This window comes from Cupriavidus lacunae (genome assembly GCF_003353055.1).
GTDB classification, from domain to species: Bacteria; Pseudomonadota; Gammaproteobacteria; order Burkholderiales; family Burkholderiaceae; genus Cupriavidus; species Cupriavidus lacunae.
This window is the reverse complement of record NZ_QKWJ01000018.1, coordinates 47229-68053: the sequence shown is the minus strand read 5'-3', so window position 1 is coordinate 68053 and position 20825 is coordinate 47229. Positions and strand designations below refer to the sequence as shown.

Here is a 20825-nt window from a genome sequence, read left to right as displayed (position 1 = left end):
ACATATGGCTACGGTCATCGATCGGCGCGAGAACGGCGGCAACAAGAGTGCCGTCAACCAGCAACGTTTCATCAAGCGCTACCGCGAGCAGATACGGCAAGCGGTGGCAAAGGCGGTGTCCGGCCGGAAGATCATGGACATCGAGCAGAGCGGCCAGGTGTCCATTCCGGTCAAGGACATCAGCGAACCGATTTTCCACCACGGCCCGGGCGGGCGGCGCGAGTGGATTCACCCTGGCAACAAGAAGTTCGTCAAGGGCGATTCCTTCGACCGCCAGCAGCAGGGCGGTGGCGGGTCCGGTTCGCGGGCCAGCGACAGCGGCGAGGGCGAGGACGATTTCGTCTTCACGCTGTCGCGCGAGGATTTCCTGAACTTCTTCTTCGAGGACATGGCGCTGCCGGACCTGGCCAAGCGCCACCTCGCCAAGATTGCCGAGGTGCGCAAGGTGCGCGCCGGCTATTCCATCGATGGCACGCCTGCCAACCTGTCGATCCTGCGCACCATGCGCAGCTCGCTGGGGCGGCGCATCGCCTTGTCCAGCCCTTACCAGAAGCGCCTGCGCGAACTGGAGCTGGAATACAGCGAGGCGCTGGAAAAGGACGGCCCCTATGCCGAAGGCACGCTCGAGGTGATGGAGAAGATGCGGCACCTGCGCGCCTGCATCGACCGCGTGCCCTTTATCGAGAAACTCGACCTGCGCTACAACAACCGCGTGCTGAAGAAGCGCCCGCAGGCCCAGGCGGTGATGTTCTGCCTGATGGACGTGTCCGGCTCGATGGACGAGAGCCGCAAGGACCTGGCCAAGCGCTTCTTCATGCTGCTGTACCTGTTCCTGAAGCGCAATTACGAGCGCATCGACGTGGTGTTCATTCGCCATCACACGGTGGCGAAGGAAGTCGAAGAGGAAGACTTCTTCCACTCGCGCGAATCCGGTGGTACCGTGGTGTCCAGTGCGCTGAAGCTGATGGTGGAAGTGATCCACGACCGCTATCCGCCGAGTCAGTGGAACATCTACTGCGCGCAGGCTTCGGACGGTGATAACTGGGCCGGCGATTCCGAGCTGTGCGGACGCCTGCTGCGCGAGTCGATCCTGCCACTGGTGCAGTACTACGCATACGTGGAAGTGGCCTCCGAGGAGCCGCAGAACCTCTGGGAAGAGTACCTGACGGTCAAGGGCCAGTTCGATCACTTTGCGATGCAGCGCATCATCGGCGCGGACGAGATCTACCCGGTGCTGCACGACCTGTTCCAGAAGCGCGCGGCATAATCGGTGTCGATCGAGGCCTTCCGCCGGAAGGCCGCGGTGAAGGCTGCAGTCGGAAGGCAACTGGCGAGGCAAGGGAACCACGCGGCGCGGCCATGCCGTGCGCACGGTCTGCTGCCTTGCCCGGGCAAAAGGGGCGAAGATGGCTTATCTCTCCACGGGTTCGGAATGGACCTTCGAGCTGATCAAACGGTATGACCGCGAGATCGCCCGCATCGCCGGCGAATTCGGGCTGGATACCTATCCCAACCAGATCGAGATCATCACCGCCGAGCAGATGCTCGACGCCTATGCGTCGTCGGGGCTGCCGGTCGGCTACAGCCACTGGTCCTACGGCAAGCACTTCCTGGCGTCCGAGCGCAGCTACCAGCGCGGCCACATGGGGCTGGCCTACGAGATCGTCATCAACTCCAACCCCTGCATCGCCTACCTGATGGAGGAGAACACTATGCCGATGCAGGCGCTGACGATCGCGCACGCCTGCTACGGCCACAACTCCTTCTTCAAGGGCAACTACCTGTTCCGCACCTGGACCAACGCGGACGCCATCGTCGACTACCTGCTGTTTGCCAAGAATTACGTGGCCGAGTGCGAGCAGCGCTACGGCGAACGGGAGGTGGAGCTGCTGCTGGACTCCTGCCACGCCTTGCAGAACTATGGCGTGGACCGCTACAAGCGGCCCAAGAAGCTGTCCATCACCGAAGAGAAGGCGCGCCAGGCCGATCGCGAGAACTACCTGCAGATGCAGGTCAACGACCTGTGGCGCACTCTGCCCAAGAGCCGGCCGCATGCGCTGTCGTCGGAGGACGACGCGTCCGAGCCGGATATCATGTTCCCGCCGGAGCCGCAGGAGAACCTGCTGTACTTCATCGAGAAAAATGCGCCCAAGCTGGCGTCGTGGCAGCGCGAGATCGTGCGCATCGTGCGCAAGATCGCGCAGTACTTCTATCCGCAGCGCCAGACCAAGGTCATGAATGAAGGCTGGGCCACGTTCTGGCACTACACCATCATCAACCAGCTGTACGAGGAAAAGCTGGTCAACGACGCCTTCATGATGGAGTTGCTGCAGGCGCACACCAATGTCATCTACCAGCCGCCGTACCACAGCCCCTACTACAGCGGCATGAACCCTTACACGGTGGGTTTCCTGATGTTCCAGGACCTGCGCCGCATGTGCGAGCACCCGACCGAAGAAGACTACCGCTGGGCGCCGGAGATCGCGGGCACCGACTGGCACAAGACGCTGGACTTCGCCATGCGCAACTTCAAGGACGAGAGCTTCCTGCTGCAGTTCCTGTCGCCGCGTGTGATCCGCGAGCTGAAGCTGTTCTCTGTGCTCGACGATGACCGCGAAGGCAAGCTGCGCGTCACCGCGATCCATGACGACGAGGGCTACCGCGGCATTCGCCAGCTGATGGCCGCGCAGTACGACCTGTCCAGCATGGAGCCCAATATCCAGGTCACCAACGTTGATGTGGGCGGCGACCGCTCGCTGACGCTGCGCCACCTGCAGAATGACCGCCGGCCGCTGGCGCACAACTTCGACGAGGTGATACGGCACGTGACCCGGCTGTGGGGCTTCACCGTGCGGCTTGAGGTGGCCTACGAAGACGGCCGCACCGAGCTGAAGTACGAGTGCAAGCCTGAGCGGCGCCACCGCCGCCCGCACGGCGGCCTTAGCCTGGCCGCCTGACCCCGCCGACCGCGGGGTCAGGCCCCGCGGCTCAGGCGACGGGCGCGGGCTCGCACCAGTCGCGCACCAGTTCCACCGCGTTGCGGCCCTCGCTGGCGCACACTTGTTCGCCCAGCACACGGCTCCACCAGCGCTCCGACCCGTCCGCCACGCGCCACGCATGCAGCCGGCGCGTATAGAGCTGCAGGTCGTACTCCTCTGTGATCCCGATGGCGCCGTGCACGGCGTGGGCGATGGCGGCCACCGGCGTGACCGCGTCGCTGGCGCGCAGCTTGCCGATCGCCGTGCGCAGCCGCTCGGGCGTGCCGGTGCCGCTGTCGCAGGCCAGCTGTGCCGCCACGCGTGCCGCGGCGACATGCTCGGCCATCTCGCTGACCTGGTGCTGGATCGCCTGGAACTTGCCGATGGCGCGGCCGAACTGCTGGCGGTCGTTGGCGTACTGCAGTGTCATGTCGAGCACGTGCGACAGCGCGCCGGCCAGTTGCGCCGCGTGCAGGCAGGCGCCCAGCGTGCGCAGGGTGCCGGCGGGCAGCGAAAATGCCGCTGGTGCCGAGGCGCCAGGGCGCGGCACGCGCAGCGTCAGGTCGTGATGTGCGCCCGTGGGTTCGGCGCGGGCATCCGCAGCAGGCAGCAGCAGGCAGCGCTCGCCGTCCTGCAGCAGGAACCACTGCGCATGGCGGGCATCGGCAACCAGTGCCGCGCCGGCGCAGTCTTCAAAGCCCGCAAGCGCAATCGGGCCGCCAGGCAGGGCGATGCCGCTGGCCTGCAGCAGCGCGCGGGCAAAGATGGTCTGCCCCAGCGGCAGCGGCAAGGCGTGGCGGCCGGTGACAAAGAGCACCGGCGCCAGGTCGCGCAGCGGCAGCGCGGCGCCGCCGGCGGATTCGGGCAGCAGGCAATCAGCAAAGCCGCTTTCCAGTAGTGCTTGCCACAGCGGCTGCGGATCGCCCTGCTGTTCCAGCGCGCGCACGGTGGCGGGGGGGCAGCAGTCGCGCAGCAGGGCGTCGAGGGCGTCGGAGTAGGCGTTATGCATGATGGATCTCGTTCAGGATGGCGGTCGACGGGGGCGGATTCAACGCAGGCCGAGCCCGCGCGCGATCATGCCGCGCAGGATTTCGCGGGTGCCGCCGCGCAGCGAGTACGACGGTGCGATCTGCGTGACATAGGCCAGGGTGCGATACAGCGCCCCGTCGGCCGCCAGGGCGGGTTCGTCGCCGAGCGCGGCCTCCACCAGTGCCGGAATCGACTGCTCGAAGGTGGTGCCCAGGTCCTTCACCAGCGCGGCCTCCACCACCGGGCTTTCGCCGGCGACCAGCCGCGACGTGACCGCCAGCGACATGGCGCGCAGCACCGCCAGGTGGCCGGCGAGCCGGCCTGCGGTCACCGTGTCGCGCCGCGCGGGTGGCAGCCGGCGCATGGCGTCGAGCCAGGTGTCGAGCAGCACCACGCTGGAATAGAGGCGCTCGGGGCCGCTGCGCTCGAAGGCCAGCTCGGCGTTGACCTGCTCCCAGCCGCTGCCTTCCTGGCCGACCAGCGCATCCGGGGCCAGCGCCACGTCGTCGAAGGTGACTTCAGAGAAGTGCGCATCGCCGGCCAGGTCGTGGATCGGCCGCACCGTGACCCCCGGCGCGTGCAGGTCGACGATGAACTGCGACAGCCCGGCCTGCCGGTCCTGCGGCGTGCCCGAGGTGCGCACCAGCGCGATCATGTAGTGGCAGCGGTCGGCATTGGTGGTCCAGATCTTGCGGCCGTTCAGGCACCAGCTGCCGTCCGGCTGGCGCACCGCGCGCGTGGCCACGCTGGCCAGGTCCGAGCCGGAGTTGGGCTCGCTCATGCCGATGCAGAAGAACGCCTCGCCGCGGCTGATCGCGGGCAGGTAGCGCGCCTTCTGCGCGTCGTTGCCGTAGCGCAGGATCAGCGGGCCGCTCTGGCGGTCGGCAATCCAGTGCGCCGACACCGGCGCGCCGCAGGCCAGCAGTTCTTCCACCAGCACGAAACGCGAAAACGGGTCCAGCCCCGCGCCGCCGAACTGCGCCGGCAGCGTGATGCCGACCCAGCCGCGCGCGGCCAGCGCCCGGCTGAAGCCGGCATCGAACCCCATCCACGAGCGCGCCCGTGTTTCCGGCGGCAGCGCGGGCAGGTGTTGGTCCAGGAAGGCCCGCACCTCGCCGCGGAAGGCCACGGCGTGCGGCGGCAGGGAGGTCAGGCCGAAGGTGGAAAGCAATGCGGTCACGGTGAAATCCTGTAGGTAGATATTGCGAAGCCGTTGTTCAGCGCCCCGCCAGCAACCGGCGCGCGGTATAGGTCATGACCTGCTCGCCGCGCTGGTTGAATACCTCGATGCGTGAATCCACCACGGCGCGGCCGCTGCGCGAGGTCGGGCGGATGCCGGTCACGGTCACGGTGGCGTGGATGGTGTCGCCCACCACCACCGGGGCGAGGATCTGCTGCGTGAGTTCCAGCATGGCCAGCCCGGTGCCCTGGATCATGGTCTGCAGGATGAAGCCCTCGATCAGCGTGTAGGTCAGCGCCGCCGGCACCGGCCGGCCCTGGATGGCGCCGCCGTCGTAGCCGGCTTCGATAAAGATGGCCTCGACCATGCCGGTGACGGAGATGAAATTGACCAGGTCGGTCTCGGTCACGGTGCGGGCGAAGGTGCGGAAGGCCTGGCCTTCCTGCAGGTCCTGCCAGTAGAAGCCCTGGCCCAGGCGCGGCAATTCTGCGTGCGTCATGATGTCTCCCTGGCGGGTGCGCAGCGTGCGGCACCGCTCTGTTGCAGTTGTGCGATCTCTTCGGCGGACAGGCCCGCCTGCGCCAGCACGGCCCCGGTGTGCTCGCCCAGCCGCGGCGGGATGCCCAGCGGCGCGCGCTGGCCATTGAAACGCACCGGCGCGCCGGGAAAGCGCAGCGTGCCCATCGCCGGGTCCTCGACGGTCTCGAAGAAGCCGGTGGCGGCCAGGTGCGGATCGGCTGGCAGGTCGTCGAGTGCATTGATGCGCGCCACCGGGATCTGCAGGCGTTCGCACAGCGCCACCCAGTATGCGGTCGAATGTCCTTGCACGATCTCGCCGGTGAGCTCGTACAGCGTCTCGATATGCCGCGTGCGTGCCGCGATGTCGGCAAAGCGCGCATCGGCGGCCAGCTCGGGGCGCCCGGCGGCATGGAAGAAGTCGCGCCAGTGCGCGTCGGTGTACGGCATCATGCAGACATTGCCGTCGGCGCTGCGGTACGGGCGGCGCAGCGGCGCCAGCACGCGCGGATAGCCGCTCGGGCCGCGCGGGGGCTCGAAGTGGCGGCCGTAGAAGTGCTCGACCAGGTTGAAGGCGACCATGGACTCGAACATCGGCACCTCGACCAGCGTGCCATGGCCGCTGCTGCCATCGGCGGTGCGCCGCGCGCGCCCGGCCAGCGCCGCGCAGACCGACAGCGCGGCCACCAGCCCGCTGGTCTTGTCCGCGGCGATCGTGGGGAAATAGCGGCTGTCGCCGGTTTGCGCCGCCATCAGCGCGGCATTGCCCGACAGGCCCTGGATGACGTCGTCATACGCTGGCCGGCCCCCGTAGGGGCCGTCCTCGGCAAAGCCGAGCAGGCTGACAAAGACCAGTTCCGGGTGGCGTGCCCGCACGTCGTCGGGCGCCAGCCCAAGCGCGGCCAGCTTCTGCGGGCGCATGCTGTGCATCAGCACGTCGGCGCCGGTCAGCACGCGGTCCAGCGCGGCCTGCGCGGCGGGCTGCTTCAGGTCCAGCACCACGCTGCGCTTGCTGCGGTTGACGCCCAGGAAGATGGCCGCCATGCCGGGCTCGGTGGCGGGGCCGGTGCGGCGCGTGGAATCGCCCTCGGGCGGCTCGACCTTGATCACCTCGGCGCCTAGGTCGGCCAGCCACTGGCTGGCATACGGCCCCATCACCACCGCGGACAGGTCGACTACGCGGATGCCTGCAAGCGGCAGCATGTTGTCTCCGATCTTTTGTACTGTGGGGCACAGGGTAGATCAGCGGACGCGGCCTGGTCTAATATTAGTTTTTTAGAAATCGATATCTATTGGATATTACCGAGACATGGACTTCCGCCAGCTGCAGCAGTTCGTCGCCCTGGCCGAGACGGGCAACTTCCACCGCGCCGCCGAACGCCTGCACATGGCACAGCCGCCGCTTTCGATTTCCATCCGCAAGCTCGAGGACCAGCTCGGCACGGCGCTGTTCGTGCGCACCTCGCGCGGGGTGCGGCTGACGCAGGCGGGCGAGGCGGCGCTGCACGATGCGCGCCGCGCGCTGTTCCATGCGCAGCAGGCACGGGCAGCGGCGATTGCGGCGGGGCAGGGCGAGCGCGGTGCGCTGCGCATCGGCTTTATCGGCTCGGCCACCTATGCGCTGCTGCCCAAGCTGATCCCGGCGTTCCGCGCGGCGCATCCCGGCATCGAGCTGATCCTGCATGAATCCACCACGGCCGCGATCCTGGACCGCCTGGAGAAGCATCAGATCGATGCCGGCCTGGTGCGCTTCCCGGTCCTGAGCAGCGGTGCCTATTCGCTGACGCCGCTGGAGAATGATGTCTTTGTGGCAGCGGTGCCGGCCGACAGCCCGCTGGCGCGCGAGGAATCCATCCCGCTGCGCGCGCTCGCCGACGAGCCGTTCATCCTGTATCCGGCGGCGCAGGTGCCCAACCTGCATGCGGTGGCGATGATGCTGTGCCAGCAGGCGGGCTTCGTGCCGCGGGTGACGCAAGAGGCGGTGCAGGTGCAGACCCAGGTCAGCCTGGTGGAAAGCGGCCTTGGCGTGGCGCTGGTGCCGAGCGTGGCGGCGCGCTACGCCAACCAGCGCGTGCGCTTCCTGCCGTTGTCGAGCCCGCGGCCGGCTGGGCGCATCGGCATTGCGCTGGCGTCGCGGCCCGATGACGGCGATCGGCAGGTACAGCGCTTCCTGGCGGCGGCGCAGGCTGCGGTGAAGTGAAAGGAGGCGGGGACCGCCGCTTCAGGCGACGCGCGGGCGCGGTAAGCGCGGCCGGACCGCCGGGGTCACGCCGGCGCGCTCCAGGTTCACGCCTGGCAGCAGGTGCAGCAGCCGCACCAGCTCGGACTGGCGGTGCGTGCCGGTCTTGCGCAGCGTGTCGCGGATATGCACGCGCACGGTATGGGGCGACAGGAACTCGCGCTCGGCAATTTCATTGAGGGTTTCGCCGGCGGCCAGGCGGATGGCGATGATGCTCTCCTTGCGCGACAGCCCGAACAGCGAGGTCAGCACGCCCGCATCCAGCACCGAGCGCGATTCCGAATTGCCCAGCAGCAGCATCGCCGCCGGCAACTGCCACGGTCCTTCCACCGGCTGGCGCGAGACCAGCGGCGTGACGATGATCGGCACCGGCTGCCCGCCGGAGGTGATATGCATCCACGAACCAGAGGCGGCCTCGGCACCGCGGCCCCGCATGGCGCCGTCGAGCAGCTTGCGCAGCACTGCCTGCAGCGTGTCGCTGTGGGCGCGCAGCACGCCGTCCTGCAGCGACAGGTGGCTGTCGGCCTGCACCAGCGCCTCGGCCCAGCTATTGGCATAGCGCACGCGCAGGTCGGCCTGCAGCACCATCACGCCGAAGTCCAGGGTATCGAGCCCGGCCAGGCCCAGGCTGGCCAGCCCGCTCAGTTCGAAGTTGCGCTGCTGCATCCGCGCGGCGCGCACCCAATGCGGCATGACATGCGCGAGGCGCCGCTCGCGCTGGCCCGCGCTGCTATGGCCCGCGTCGGTGCCGCTCATCAGCACGCATACTTCGGCGTTTTCAATCAGGCGGATACCTTGTTCCAGTTCGCTGCAAGCCAGCGCAGCCGTGGGCGAATCCGCGATGCCACCGTCGTGCGCGGCAGCAAACGCGGATGCGCCGTCGCAGGACAGCGCCGGCGCGTCATGGGGGGCACAGCAAGTGCCTGGGGGCAGGTCGAGCGGTCCGGTCAGGCAGTCGGGCAGGCTGGCACCGCTGGTGAAGCAGCCATGCGGGGTCACGCCAAGGCGGGCATGGCCGGCCAGCTTGTCCCAGATCAGGTAGCGCGGGCTGCATGTGAAGGTGTACCGGGAAAAGAGGTCGAGGGCGGCGGGCATGGCCGCGACGTCCAGCGCGGACTCATAGATGGAGTCGACCAGACGATGGAAGTCCTCGTCCGTAGTCGGGTGTTCGCCCATGTTCAGATCCCCCCGTTGGCAAACGCCTCTTGCTCTGCGCCACGGCAAGTGGCTACATCCCTTTATCGGCTCCGTTCTGGCGTTCTGTAGATGCGCCGATACGGATGCTGCTGGCAGCGCGATTTGTCCCATCGCGTTTGCCGCCCCCAATCATGCCAAACAATGTTGTTTGTTTTATCCCCCGTGTCGGGGGGGAAAACACCGATTGTGCGGCGCAACTTCCCGCCAGGCCTGGCCTGGCGCGCTTATGCCGCGGCGCGATGGTAATACGGTTGCGGGAAATATCAAAATTTTCAGCGCTGAAATTGTGTACTAAGTTTCACATGCGCGAGGCCTCGGCGTCGTTGTGGCCTTGGGCAGAGGCCGGCCCAGGCGAGACGCTTGTGATCGGCGGTACTATTGCAGTCAAGCTGCATGGACAAAGGTGACGATGCCGATCCTGACCGTGAGAAATGTGCCCGACGACGTGCACCGCGCATTGTGCGCCCGAGCTTTGCAGAACGGACGCACCGTCGAGGCGGAGCTGATCGAGATTCTGGCTGACGCAGTCTTGTCCGCCGGGCGCCTGCAACTGGGTGATGCGCTGGCGGCGCTCGGTCGCGAGCTCGGCCTGTCGAATGCAGATATCGAGGCGATCGAGCACGCAAACGTCCGCTGTCAAGGAAACCGCCTCCATTTGGACTGATGCGGCCTCAGTCGGTGCACCCGTTAGCGGGCATCGGCAGTGCGATCACTGCTGTGCCTGGGTTGGCGTTACCTGTTCCACCCCCGCCAGTTGCGCCACCCCGCCATCCACCTGGATCGTCAGGCTCGGCGATGCCATGCGGATGCCGTTGGCGTCGAAATTGCGCTTGAGCCGCACGTTGAACGCGCGCGTGATTTCGGCCTGCATCAGCGGGCGCGTCTTGATCTGCGCCATCACGACCGGCCCGTTCGGGTCGAAGCGGTCCAGGCCCAGGATGTCCAGCCCCGACATCAGGTTGCGCGCGTAGCGGTGGTCGCGTGCGAGTTCTGCTCCGGTGGTGCGGATCAGTTCCAGCGCCCGGTCCAGGTCGCTCTGGTAGGTGATGCCGATATTGAACACCGCGTAGCCGTAGCCGCGCGACAGATTCTTGACCGCCTTGATCTGGCTGTACGGCAGCGTGTGCAGCGCGCCGCGGCCATCGCGCAGCCTGACGGTGCGGATGGTCATGGCTTCGACCACGCCGGCATGGTCGGGCAGTTCGATCGAGTCGCCGATGGCGATGGAGTCCTCGATCACGATGAACAGCCCGGTAATCAGGTCCTGCACCAGGCTTTGCGCGCCGAAGCCGATGGCCAGCCCGACCACGCCCGCGCCGGCCAGCAGCGGCGTGACGTTGACGCCCAGGTTGGCCAGCACCGCGATCACGGTGATGACCAGCAGGCCGATGAGCGAAGCATTGCGCACCAGCGGCAGGATGGTCTTGGCCCGCAGGCTCGGCTGCGCGCTGCGCCCGGGCGCCGGCGACAATGACTGCATGATGGCCGTGTCGATCAGCAGCCAGACCAGCCAGGCCAGCAGCACGGTGCTGGTGACCCTGAAGATGGTTTCGGTCAGGTGGCGGCCGGCGGCCGATGAATCGGCAAGCCGCACCAGCGAAGAGCCCCAGATGCGCATGACCATTTCCAGGAACACCGCCCAGATCAGCACGCGCGCCAGCGCCAGCGCAAAGCGCCCGAAGCGCTGCAGGTAGGCCGAGCGGCGGCGGTCGCGGATGCGCGGCGCGCGCGCGGTGGCCTTGGGCGAGCGCCCCACTACCATCGTCAGCAGCAGCGCGGCGAGGAACAGCGCCACCGACGCCACCGTGCGGCGCAGCAACACATCGGCATTGCCGGTGGCCAGGACGGTGCCGACCACCGATGCCACCACCACCGCCAGCACCGGCAGGTGCCAGGCCTGGCCGGCCAGGCGCAGCAGGTCAGTCACCGCGGGGTGCGCCTGGCGGAAGGCCAGCGGCCGCTGGCCGATCAGCTGGCCGATCTGGCGCCGGAAGCACAGCGCGAACGCGCCGATCCCCAGGGCCGCGGCAATGTTGGCCAGGGTGGCGATCAATGCGGACAGGTTGTTGCCGAGCACGGCGATCACACGGGCGTCGGTGGCGCCGTCGCCCAGCGCCGCCAGCGCGCCGGTGCAGAACAGCAGCCACGGCGAGTGCTCCAGCAGTTGCCGTACTGCCAACTGCCGGTGCGCGGTGCGGAACAGCGCGAAGATGACCTGGCAGACCGCGGCAGCGATCGCCCCGGCCACGATCGCGTAGGCCACCAGCACGGCGGCGACGCTGGCCGGCGACTGCGCGAACAGGTGATGGGCCAGCAGCAGCGTCAGCCCGAACGCCACCACCCACGGCCCGATATGGCGCAGCATGAAGATGCCGACGTCGACCCACGAGGGCAGCTCGGGCAGCTTGCCGCGCTCGGCGCGCGGGGCCCTGGATGCGCGCCGGCGCCGGATGCGGTGGCCGATCTCCCACAGCACCCAGCCGCACACCGCCCAGGCCGCCAGCACCAGCGCGAATTCGCGCAGCGAGTCCAGTCTTGTGCGCGTGCCGCCATGTGTCAGCGCGGTGCGCCATTCCTCGCCGGCGAAACGCGTGCGCCAGCGCCAGTACTGCCATGGGCCGTGGTCTTCGCGCAGGTGCGAGTCGACCTCGTCCAGCACTTCGGCCATGGCGCCGATCAGGCCCGGCGCGGAAGCGCCGGCCGGGGCCGCCGCCCCGGAGGCAGCGGGCCCGGAGGCATCCAGTCCCCGCCGCAGGGTCTGCAACTGGCCCACCAGGGCGCGCCGCTCGCGATCGTCCTGCAGCGTGGCGATGACCTGGTCCAGCGACTGCGCCAGCGGCACGCTGGCGGCGGGTGCACTGGCCGGGGCGGCGGGCTTTTCGACCCGGGCCATCAGCGACGCTAGCGAGCCGGCCGGGGCGGCGCGCGCCGGGGTGGCATACAGCAGCATCAGCAGGGCTGCCAGCGTGGCCAGCGCCGCCAGTGCCGTCTCAAGGGCAGCATGCCGGCGGGATGCGGAGGTGGGGGCGTGGTATTCGGGTTTGCACATATGGCTGGTAATCGTCTGCCGGCGCCGGGCGGCGCCGGAATGGCCATCGATCGCGTCACTGTAGCGCATCGGTCGCGCGGGGTGCCGGAGTGCGCCGCTGGCCGCCCCTGAGCGCCCCCTGAGCGCATTCGTCGCTTCGGACGATGCGTCGCCGGCGCCGATCCACGAATCTCGAACCCACTCCGGTACAGGCGATTTTTGCGCCTGCCGGCTTCATCGAACCGCGGGGCTGCGCTGCGTCGGCCCCGCCAGAAACAAGAGACAAAGGAAAGACGGCATGGAACTCAATGCATCGGTATCGGCAGTGGTGACGGGTGGCGCTTCGGGCCTGGGCGCGGCAACGGCGCGCGCGCTGGCGGCGCAGGGCGTGCGCGTGGCGCTGTTCGACCTGAACGTGGAGAAGGGCGAAGCGCTGGCGCGTGAACTGGGCGGTGTGTTCTGCCAGGTCAACGTCACCTCCGAAGCCGAGGTCGAGGCCGGCTTTGCCAAGGCGCGCGCCGCCATCGGCCAGGAACGCATCCTGGTCAACTGCGCCGGCACTGGCAACGCCATCAAGACCGCTTCGCGATCCAAGGAAGCGCCGGATCAGATCAAGCATTTCCCGTCCGATGCCTTCGAGCGCATCATCCAGATCAACCTGATCGGCACCTTCCGCTGCATCGCCCGCTCGGCCGCTGGCATGCTGACGCTGGACACCGCCGGCGGCGAGCGCGGCGTGATCATCAACACCGCGTCGGTGGCGGCGCAGGACGGCCAGATGGGCCAGGCCGCGTACTCGGCATCGAAGGCCGGAGTGGTCGGCATGACGCTGCCGATCGCGCGCGACCTGGCGGGCGAAGGCATCCGCGTCAACACCATCCTGCCGGGCATCTTCAATACGCCGCTGCTGCAGGGCGCGGCAGAGAACGTCAAGGCCGCGCTGGCCGCCTCGGTGCCGTTCCCCAAGCGCCTGGGGCAGCCGGAAGAGTTTGCCTCGCTGGCCGTCGAGATGTGCCGCAACGGCTATTTCAACGGCGAGTCGGTGCGCCTGGACGGCGCCATCCGCATGGCACCGCGCTGAGCGTAGCGTCGGAACATCGTCGTGGCCGGACCCGCGCAGCGCCGGTCCGGTCATTATCAAATTCAGGAGACCCGGATGGACTTCAGCCATCTGACGACACTGCCCCACGCGGTGCGCCATTTCGCGCGCCTGCGGCCGGAGGCGGTGGCGTATTCGTTCGAAGGCCGGCAGACCACCTATGCCGGGTTCGAGCGCAACACCAATCGCGTGGCACAGGCATTGCTGGCCGAAGGCACCAGCGCCGGCGAGCGCATCGGCTATGTCGGCAAGAACAGCGACCACTATTTTGAATTGCTGCTTGGCGCGTCCAAGATCGGCGCGGTGATGACGCCGGCCAGCTGGCGCCTGGCGCCGCCCGAGGTGGAGTTCATCCTCGGCCATTGCGATGCCGTGGTGCTCTTCGTCGGGGCCGAGTCGGCGGCAATGGTCCGGAACCTGCTGCCCGCGCTGCCGATGGTGCGCAAGGTGGTGGTGATGGAGCCGTGCGCCGAACAAGGAGACTGGCAGTGCTACACCGACTGGCGCGATGCGCAGCCGGACACGCCGCCCGCGCACCAGCCCGCCGCGCATGACGTGCTGCTCCAGCTGTACACGTCCGGCACCACTGGCCGGCCCAAGGGCGCGATGCTCACGCACCGCAACCTCACCATCGGCACCGAAGTCAGCGAGCGCGAGAACTTGCTCTGGTCGCACTGGGTGGCCGACGATATTTCGCTGGTGGCGATGCCGGTGGCGCATATCGGCGGCTCCGGCTGGGGCCTGCGCAACCTGCTGTCGGGCGCCAAGGGCGTGGTCGCGCGCGAGTTCGATCCGCGCGCGGTGCTCGATTTCATCGAGAAGGAGCGCATCAGCAAGCTGTTCCTGGTGCCGGCCGCGATGCAGATCGTGCTGCGCGACCCGCGCGCGCGCCAGGTGGACTACTCGCGCCTGAAGTACCTGCTGTACGGCGCCGCGCCGATTCCCGCGGCGCTGCTGCGCGAAGGCATCGAAGTATTCGGCTGCGGCTTCGTGCAGCAATACGGCATGACCGAGACCACCGGCACCATCGTCGCGCTGCCGCCCGAGGACCACACCACCGACGAAGTGCCGCGCATGCGCGCGGCGGGCAAGCCGCTGCCGGGCGTGGAGCTCAAGGTGGTCGACTATGAAGGCCGCCAGCTCGCGCCGGGCGAGGTCGGCGAGATCGTGGTGCGCTCGCAGCACAACATGGCCGGCTACTGGAAGCGGCCCGAAGAGACCGCGCGCACCATCGACGCTGAGGGCTGGCTGCGCACCGGCGACGCGGGCTACATGGATGCCGAGGGCTACCTGTACATCCATGACCGCGTCAAGGACATGATCATCAGCGGCGGCGAGAACGTCTATCCGGCCGAGGTCGAAAGCGCGATCTACGGCCACCCGCAGGTGGCCGACGTGGCGGTGATCGGCGTGCCGGACGAGAAGTGGGGCGAGGCGGTCAAGGCCATCGTCGTGCTCAAGCCGGGGCAGGAGCCGGACCAGGCTGGCATCATCGCGTGGACGCGCCAGCGGCTGGCGGGCTTCAAGGTGCCCAAGAGCATCGAGTTCGTCGAGGCGCTGCCGCGCAACCCGTCGGGCAAGCTGCTGCGGCGCAAGCTGCGCGAGCCGTTCTGGGAGGGGATGAACCGGCGCGTGAACTGACGCCGGCAAGCAACAGGCAAAAGCCCGCCGTCACTGGCGGGCTTTTGCTTTGCTGGTTGGCGTAGGCAAGGCCTCAGTCGGCCTGGATGCCGAACTCCTTGACGACCTTGGTGTAGCGAGCCGTGTCGGCGGCGAGCAGCCTGGACAGCACCGCGGGCTCGCCGCCCGAAGGCGTGACCGCGATGCTGGCCATGCGCGCCACCACGTCGGGCATCTTCAGGATGTCATTGACGTGCGCATTGAGCGTGCGCACCAGGTCGGCCGGCATGCCCTTGGGCCCGAGCAGGGCCTGCCAGGCGCCGATCTCCACGTCCTTGTAGCCGAGCTCGGCCAGCGTCGGCACGTTGGGCGCGAATGGCGAGCGCTTCTGGTCCGCCACCGCCAGCGGCACCAGGCTGCCGTTGCCGACGTACTGCGAGATCGCACCGTAGGTGATGTAGGTCACCGGCACCTGTCCGCCGATCACGTCGACGATGGCGGGCGCCAGGCCGCGGTAGGGCACCTGGCTGATCTTGACGCCGGCGGACTTGTTGAACAGCTCACCCATGATGTGCATCGGCGAGCCATTGCCCGGCGTGGCATAGGTTTCCACCTTGCCGGCCTTGGCGCGCGCCACCAGGTCGCTGACCTTGGTGATGCCGGTGCCTTTGTTGACCACCACGAACAGCGACTGCGTGCCGATCTGGCTGATGGGCGTGAAGTCGTTCTGCACGTCATAGCTGGCGCCGGTCCCGACCCTGAGCACCAGTGGGGCGATGGCGACGGTGTTGGGGGCCAGCAGCAGGGTGTAGCCGTCCGGGTTGGCGCGCGCCACGTAGGCACTGCCGATGGTGCCGGCGGCGCCGGTGCGGTTTTCCACTACCACCGACTGCTTCAGGCGCGGCGCGAGCTTTTCCGCGAACAGGCGCGCCAGCACGTCGACGTCGCCGCCGGCCGGGTAGGCGACGACGATGGTGATCGGCTTGTTCGGGTACGCGCCCTGGGCCAGGGCGGTGCCGCCGGTGCCGGCGACCAGGGCGGTCGCGGCGGCCAGCGTGGCGAGTACTTTGCGGCGTACGGATTTCATGATGTTCAGACCTCTGTAAGACTTGGCGCCCGGTCGGGCCGGGGCCGATGGCTGCGTTGGCGTCCGGCGCGCGGTATGCGCCGGACGGTACCGCCGGGGGACGCGGACGAAATCAGAAAACGTGCTTGATGCCGATCATCGAGCCCCACTGGTTCTCGCCCGGACGCGGGTTCGAGCCGGGCGAGCCGCCGCTGACCGACATGGCCAGCTGGCCGCCGTTGTTGATGAAGCCGGCGGTGGCGTACACCGAGGTGCGCTTGCTGAAGCTGTACATCGCGCGCAGCGTGTACAGCGTGGCCTGGTTGCTGCTGCCGTGGTAGTTCAGGAAGTAGACCTGGCCCGCCAGGTTGACCGCGGGGGTGATGTCGTAGGACGCGCCGGCGTAGTACAGGTCGCTGATTGGCGTGGGGCTGCCTTCGTTGTCACGGCGGATCCAGCCGGCGCCGATCTTGGTGCGCTGGAACAGCATGTAGCCGCCCAGCGACAGGCGGTCGTCGGTCAGGCCGCTGTTGGTCAGGCCGCCAAAGGCGCCCGGGCCGCCGCGCTGCGAATCGTACGCGGCAGTGATGCCCCAGGTCTTGCTGTCATAGCCAAGCATGGCCGACCACTCTCGGCACGCCTTCTTGTCGGCGGGGTTCTCGCCGGCGCAGTTGGTGCCCGAGGGGCTGGGGCCGGCGTTGACCGCGTCGCGCCCGAAGCTGTACGTCGCACCCACCACGAAGCCATTGAAGTTGGCCTTGTAGGACACCGCGTTGTCGGCGCGCGTGTTGGGCAGGTAGCTGTCGAGCGAGCCCGATCCGTACACGTTGGGTCCCAGGATGTCGCTGTCCAGCGTGGCCCAGAACAGCATCGTGTACTGGCGGCCGAACGACAGCTGCCCGTACTGGTTGGTCAGCCCTACCAGCGCCTGGCGCCCGAACAGGCGGCCGCCCTGGTTGGAGGTGCCCGAATCCGGCGAGAAGCCAGACTCCAGCACGAAGATGCTCTTCAGGCCGCCGCCCAGGTCTTCGGTGCCGCGGATGCCCCAGCGCGAGGGCACGGTCGCGGTCAGGTTGGGCATGCGCACCAGGCCACTGCCGTTGGCGCCGACATTGCTCACGTACTCGACGCCCGTGTCGATGACCCCGTAGAGGGTGACCGAGGATTGTGCCGAGGCCAGCAGGGGGAAAGCCGCGGCCAGGCCTGCGGCATATCGTGCAAGTTTCATCTACCAGTTTCCTTCCGTTTTCCGTTTTGTCGTCTTGTCGTCCGCTGCCACTGCGGATGGCGGCCGCGAATGCTGTTTCGGTCTCTTTTGCGTTTTATATATGAAACATCAAACAACATAAGAAACGTCAGGCAAAATATAGCCGCGAGTTTCCACAAGATGTGAGGAGGGTTATCCCTAGTGAGGTGGCGCCACGACGGCTAATGCCGGCTCTGCGCGTAGGTTTTCGACCTTTTATCGTTAACCCTCATCCCAGCTGCACCGCGACACGCCTATGCTTTAAAGGTTTTATTATCAAACCTAAGTTTTATATATGGAACAAACTCAGCCCCACATACCAGCGCAGCCGGCCCGGCACCTGCTGGAAGCTCTCGACAGCGGGTTTGCCCAGCGCGTGGTGCAAGTGGGCGCCGGCGGCGAGCGCGTGGCCTACCGCTGCGGCGGGGGCACAGGCCCGGTGGTCGTGCTGCTGCACGGCATCAGTTCCGGGGCGGCGTCGTGGCTGCCCTGCGCGAGCCTGCTGGCCGCGCACGCGCGGGTGATCGCCTGGGATGCGCCGGGCTATGGCGACTCGTCGCCGCTGGCGCCGGCACGGCCGCTGGCATCGGACTATGCGCAGCGGCTGGACGGACTGCTGCAGGCGCTGGGCGTGCAGCCGGCGCTGATCGTCGGGCATTCGCTGGGCGCGCTGATGGCGGCGGCCTATGTCGCCAACGCCCGCCAGTTGCCGGCGCGGCTGCTGTTGCTGAGCGTGGCGCAGGGCTACGGCGGTCCCGGCAAGGAAGCGCAGGCGCAGGCAGTGGCGCGCCAGCGGCTGGAGGCGCTGGAGTCCTTGGGCGTGGATGGCCTGGCGCAGCGCGGGCCAGCCCGGCTGCTGAGCGAGGAGGCCGATCCCGGCGCCCAGGCATGGGTGCGCTGGAACATGCAGCGGCTGAACCCGGACGGCTACCGGCAGGCGGTGGCGATGCTGTGCGGCGACGACATCCACGCCTACCTGGCGCGGCGCCCCGACACCTTGCCTACGCAGATAGCCTGCGGCAGCCGCGACGTCGTCACCACGCCGCCCGCCTGCGGCACGCTGGCCGAACGCTTCGGCCTGCCGTTCTCGCTGATCCCCGATGCCGGCCATGCCTGCTATATCGACCAGGCCGCCGCCACCGCGCGGCTGATCCGCTCGGTGCTGCCCGCCGGCACCTGAACCTGCAGCGGCGGCGCCTGCCGCCGCCTCCCACGCAGTGGCGCGCACCTTGCGCCACCCTTCCAGATATCGCAGTGCTGATCGCGGGTTAACCCCAGTCAATTTTTACGGCCGCGTTGTCTATAGTCGTACCTGTGTTCAATATCTAAACCAGTGTTTCATTAGTAAAACGTAGCCAGGCGATCGCAAGAGCGGTCGGCAAGGCGCGCGGAACACGGTCCCCCCGCTGCAAGACATGGAGCAAAGCGCAATGGAAAGCCTCTCGTACAACCCGAACCTGGTGCCCTGGGAGCGTCCGGCGCCGAACAACGTCGCGGGCAAGGGCCATATCGAGCAACCCGGCAAGGTCGCCAACATCGTCTGGCAGACCCGCGCCGCCGCAGCGACCGCCTATGAGAACGCGCTCGGCGATGCCGTCGAAGCCGCGTTCGAAGGCGGCGCGCAGAACCCGCAGGACATCGTGCGCGCCTTCAACGACGCCGGCTTCCTGGGCGCGGACGGCCAGCCCTGGACCGAAGAGCGCTTCCTGTCCGAAATGCGCCGGCTGGGTGCCTGAGCCCGCCCCAGTCCAAGTCCAGCCTCGAAGCGAGAAAACCATGGAATCGAACAAGCAAGCCCGCACCGAAGCCCGCCTGAACACCGGCCTGCGCAACTACTGGTACCCGGTCGCGGCCTCGTGGGCGGTGTCCCATGCCCCGATCGGCATCACCCGCCTGAGCCAGAACATCGTGCTGTGGCGCGACGGCGCCGGCCAGGTCCACGCCCTGGAAGACCGCTGCCCGCACCGCGGCGCGCGCCTGTCGATGGGCTGGAACCTGGGCGACCGCGTCGCCTGCTGGTACCACGGCGTTGAGGTCGGCGGCGACGGCCAGGTCAAGAGCGTGCCGGCAGTGGAAAGCTGCCCGCTCGAAGGCCGCACCTGCGTGCGCAGCTACCCGGTGCAGGAGAAGGCCGGCGCCATCTTCCTGTGGTTCGGCGACCAGGCCCCGCAAGGCGAGGGCAGCCCCGACGAACTGCGGCTGCCGGAAGAACTGGTCAGCGAAGAACACAGCCACTTCCTGTGCGTGGCGCACTGGGACTGCAACTACCGCTACGCCATCGACAACGTGATGGACCCGATGCATGGCGCCTACCTGCACGCGGTGTCGCACTCGATGGCCGCCGGCGAAAAATCGGCCGTGATGCAGGTGCGCGAGACCGAGCACGGCCTGGTGTTCGAGAAGACCGGCCAGCGCGGCGTCAACTTCGACTGGGTCGAATTCGGCGAGACCGGCACGCTGTGGCTGCGCCTGGCGATCCCGTATCGCGCCAAGGTCGGCCCGGGCGGCCCGTTCGGCATCGTCGGCATGGCCACGCCGGTGGATGAAGACCACTGCATGGTGTTCTTCTGGCGCACGCGCCACGTGCAGGGCTGGGAGCGCGACGTGTGGCGCTTCCTGTACCGCAACCGCCTGGAGCAGCTGCACTGGGACGTGCTGGAGCAGGACCGCGTGGTGCTGGAAATGATGGCCCCGAACGCGCGCGATCACGAGATGCTCTACCAGCACGACGCCGGCATCACCCGCGTGCGCCGCCTGCTCAAGCGCCGCGCCGAGCAGGAAGTGGCCGACGAGCCAGTCGCCATGCTGCAACCCGCCGGAGCCGCCAGCCATGCCTGAGGCCATTACCAACAACACGCTGCTGGCCGGCCGCAAGGTGCTGGTCACCGGCGCCGCGCGCGGCCTGGGCCTGGCCTTCGTCAAGTCGCTGGCCGAAGCCGGCGCCGCCGTGGCGATAGCCGACATCCTGGCCGAGCGCCTGCAGCAGGAAGCCGACGCCCTGCGCGCCCGCGGCCTGAAGGTGGTGCCGGTCCCGCTGGACCTGTCGGATCCGGCCTCGGTGCAGGCTTGCGCCGAGGCCGCGGTCAAGGCGCTGGGCGGGCTCGACGGCCTGGTCAACAACGCCGCCGTGACCGACTCCGGCGGCCGCGAGGCTGCCGCGATCGACATTGCCACCTGGGACCGCGTGATGAACGTCAACGTGCGCGGCACCTGGCTGATGACCACCGCCTGCCTGCCGGCGCTGCGCGCCAGCGGCCGCGGCGCCATCGTCAACCTGGCTTCGGACACGCCGCTGTGGGGCGCGCCCAACCTGCTGGCCTACGTGGCGAGCAAGAGCGCCATCATCGGCATGACCCGTTCGCTGGCGCGCGAGCTGGGCCGCGACCAGATCACGGTGAACGCCGTGGCCCCGGGCCTGACGCTGGTGGAAGCCACCGAATACGTGCCGCAGCACCGGCACGACCTGTACCGCGAGCAGCGCGCGATCTCGCGCGAGCAACTGCCCGACGACGTTTGCGGCGCGGTGCTGTTTGCACTGTCCGACCTCGCCCGATTCGTGACCGGCCAGACGCTGGCGGTCAACGGCGGCTTTGTCATGCACTGATCCAACCGATCCACTGAAATCAG

At 68.1% G+C, this 20825-nt stretch carries 18 protein-coding genes; 10 read left to right on the top strand and 8 right to left on the bottom strand.

Going from position 1 to position 20825, the window contains the following annotated elements:
• The first annotated feature begins 4 nt into the window (after window positions 1-4).
• Together DN412_RS16450 and DN412_RS16445 are read left to right on the top strand one after the other, a co-directional pair.
• Window positions 5-1267: a YeaH/YhbH family protein gene (locus DN412_RS16450; RefSeq protein WP_115212601.1), complete on the top strand. Its 1263-nt coding sequence runs from the start codon at window positions 5-7 to the stop codon at window positions 1265-1267.
• A gap of 139 nt (window positions 1268-1406) precedes the next feature.
• Entirely contained in the window at window positions 1407-2957 is a 1551-nt protein-coding gene (locus DN412_RS16445; RefSeq protein WP_115212600.1) for a SpoVR family protein, read from the top strand.
• 31 nt (window positions 2958-2988) lie between these two features.
• Here the strand turns inward: DN412_RS16445 and DN412_RS16440 are convergent, their stop codons facing one another.
• The 4 genes from DN412_RS16440 to DN412_RS16425 are packed head-to-tail and all read right to left on the bottom strand — an operon-like array spanning window position 2989 to window position 6906.
• Window positions 2989-3987: an acyl-CoA dehydrogenase family protein gene (locus tag DN412_RS16440; RefSeq protein ID WP_115212599.1), complete on the bottom strand. Its 999-nt coding sequence runs from the start codon at window positions 3985-3987 to the stop codon at window positions 2989-2991.
• 39 nt (window positions 3988-4026) lie between these two features.
• Window positions 4027-5187, bottom strand: a complete 1161-nt coding sequence (locus DN412_RS16435; protein WP_115212598.1) for an acyl-CoA dehydrogenase family protein — start codon at window positions 5185-5187, stop codon at window positions 4027-4029.
• Between the two features lie 37 nt (window positions 5188-5224).
• A complete protein-coding gene (locus tag DN412_RS16430) occupies window positions 5225-5686 on the bottom strand; it encodes a MaoC family dehydratase (RefSeq protein WP_078199464.1) in 462 nt (153 codons plus the stop codon).
• On the bottom strand, window positions 5683-6906 hold the full coding sequence (locus DN412_RS16425; protein ID WP_115212597.1) for a CaiB/BaiF CoA transferase family protein: 1224 nt from the start codon (window positions 6904-6906) through the stop codon (window positions 5683-5685). The genes DN412_RS16430 and DN412_RS16425 overlap by 4 nt, the downstream gene beginning before the upstream one ends.
• Before the next feature lie 106 nt (window positions 6907-7012).
• Between DN412_RS16425 and DN412_RS16420 the strand changes: the two genes are divergently transcribed.
• Entirely contained in the window at window positions 7013-7903 is an 891-nt protein-coding gene (locus DN412_RS16420) for a LysR family transcriptional regulator (protein WP_115212596.1), read from the top strand.
• 21 nt (window positions 7904-7924) lie between these two features.
• On the opposite strand, the gene DN412_RS16415 is transcribed toward DN412_RS16420, so the two are convergent.
• Window positions 7925-9118, bottom strand: coding sequence for a helix-turn-helix transcriptional regulator (locus DN412_RS16415; protein ID WP_115212595.1), 1194 nt, complete (start codon window positions 9116-9118; stop codon window positions 7925-7927).
• 430 nt (window positions 9119-9548) lie between these two features.
• Here DN412_RS16415 and DN412_RS16410 point away from each other — a divergent pair, with 430 nt between their 5' ends.
• Window positions 9549-9803 carry a FitA-like ribbon-helix-helix domain-containing protein gene (locus DN412_RS16410; RefSeq protein WP_115212594.1) on the top strand — a complete coding sequence of 85 codons (255 nt, stop codon included), beginning with the start codon at window positions 9549-9551 and terminating at the stop codon, window positions 9801-9803.
• Window positions 9804-9848: 45 nt separating this feature from the next.
• On the opposite strand, the gene DN412_RS16405 is transcribed toward DN412_RS16410, so the two are convergent.
• Window positions 9849-12188: a mechanosensitive ion channel family protein gene (locus DN412_RS16405; protein ID WP_115212650.1), complete on the bottom strand. Its 2340-nt coding sequence runs from the start codon at window positions 12186-12188 to the stop codon at window positions 9849-9851.
• A 277-nt stretch (window positions 12189-12465) separates the two neighbouring features.
• Here DN412_RS16405 and DN412_RS16400 point away from each other — a divergent pair, with 277 nt between their 5' ends.
• Window positions 12466-13248, top strand: a complete 783-nt coding sequence (locus DN412_RS16400; protein WP_018311842.1) for an SDR family NAD(P)-dependent oxidoreductase — start codon at window positions 12466-12468, stop codon at window positions 13246-13248.
• Window positions 13249-13323: 75 nt separating this feature from the next.
• Entirely contained in the window at window positions 13324-14907 is a 1584-nt protein-coding gene (locus DN412_RS16395; protein ID WP_115212593.1) for a fatty acid--CoA ligase, read from the top strand.
• Window positions 14908-14980: 73 nt separating this feature from the next.
• Here the strand turns inward: DN412_RS16395 and DN412_RS16390 are convergent, their stop codons facing one another.
• On the bottom strand, window positions 14981-15973 hold the full coding sequence (locus tag DN412_RS16390) for a Bug family tripartite tricarboxylate transporter substrate binding protein (protein ID WP_115212592.1): 993 nt from the start codon (window positions 15971-15973) through the stop codon (window positions 14981-14983).
• Between the two features lie 112 nt (window positions 15974-16085).
• Entirely contained in the window at window positions 16086-17180 is a 1095-nt protein-coding gene (locus DN412_RS16385; protein ID WP_115212591.1) for a porin, read from the bottom strand.
• A 313-nt stretch (window positions 17181-17493) separates the two neighbouring features.
• Between DN412_RS16385 and DN412_RS16380 the strand changes: the two genes are divergently transcribed.
• The 4 genes from DN412_RS16380 to DN412_RS16365 all read left to right on the top strand — a co-directional run bounded on the left by DN412_RS16380 (window position 17494) and on the right by DN412_RS16365 (window position 20802).
• On the top strand, window positions 17494-18378 hold the full coding sequence (locus DN412_RS16380; RefSeq protein WP_115212590.1) for an alpha/beta fold hydrolase: 885 nt from the start codon (window positions 17494-17496) through the stop codon (window positions 18376-18378).
• Window positions 18379-18628: 250 nt separating this feature from the next.
• Window positions 18629-18934, top strand: a complete 306-nt coding sequence (locus DN412_RS16375) for a recombinase-like helix-turn-helix domain-containing protein (protein ID WP_425267423.1) — start codon at window positions 18629-18631, stop codon at window positions 18932-18934.
• 40 nt (window positions 18935-18974) lie between these two features.
• Window positions 18975-20036 (top strand): aromatic ring-hydroxylating dioxygenase subunit alpha, encoded by a 1062-nt coding sequence (locus tag DN412_RS16370; RefSeq protein WP_115212588.1) that lies wholly within the window; start codon window positions 18975-18977, stop codon window positions 20034-20036.
• Window positions 20029-20802: an SDR family oxidoreductase gene (locus DN412_RS16365; RefSeq protein ID WP_115212587.1), complete on the top strand. Its 774-nt coding sequence runs from the start codon at window positions 20029-20031 to the stop codon at window positions 20800-20802. The genes DN412_RS16370 and DN412_RS16365 overlap by 8 nt, the downstream gene beginning before the upstream one ends.
• Window positions 20803-20825: the final 23 nt, after the last annotated feature.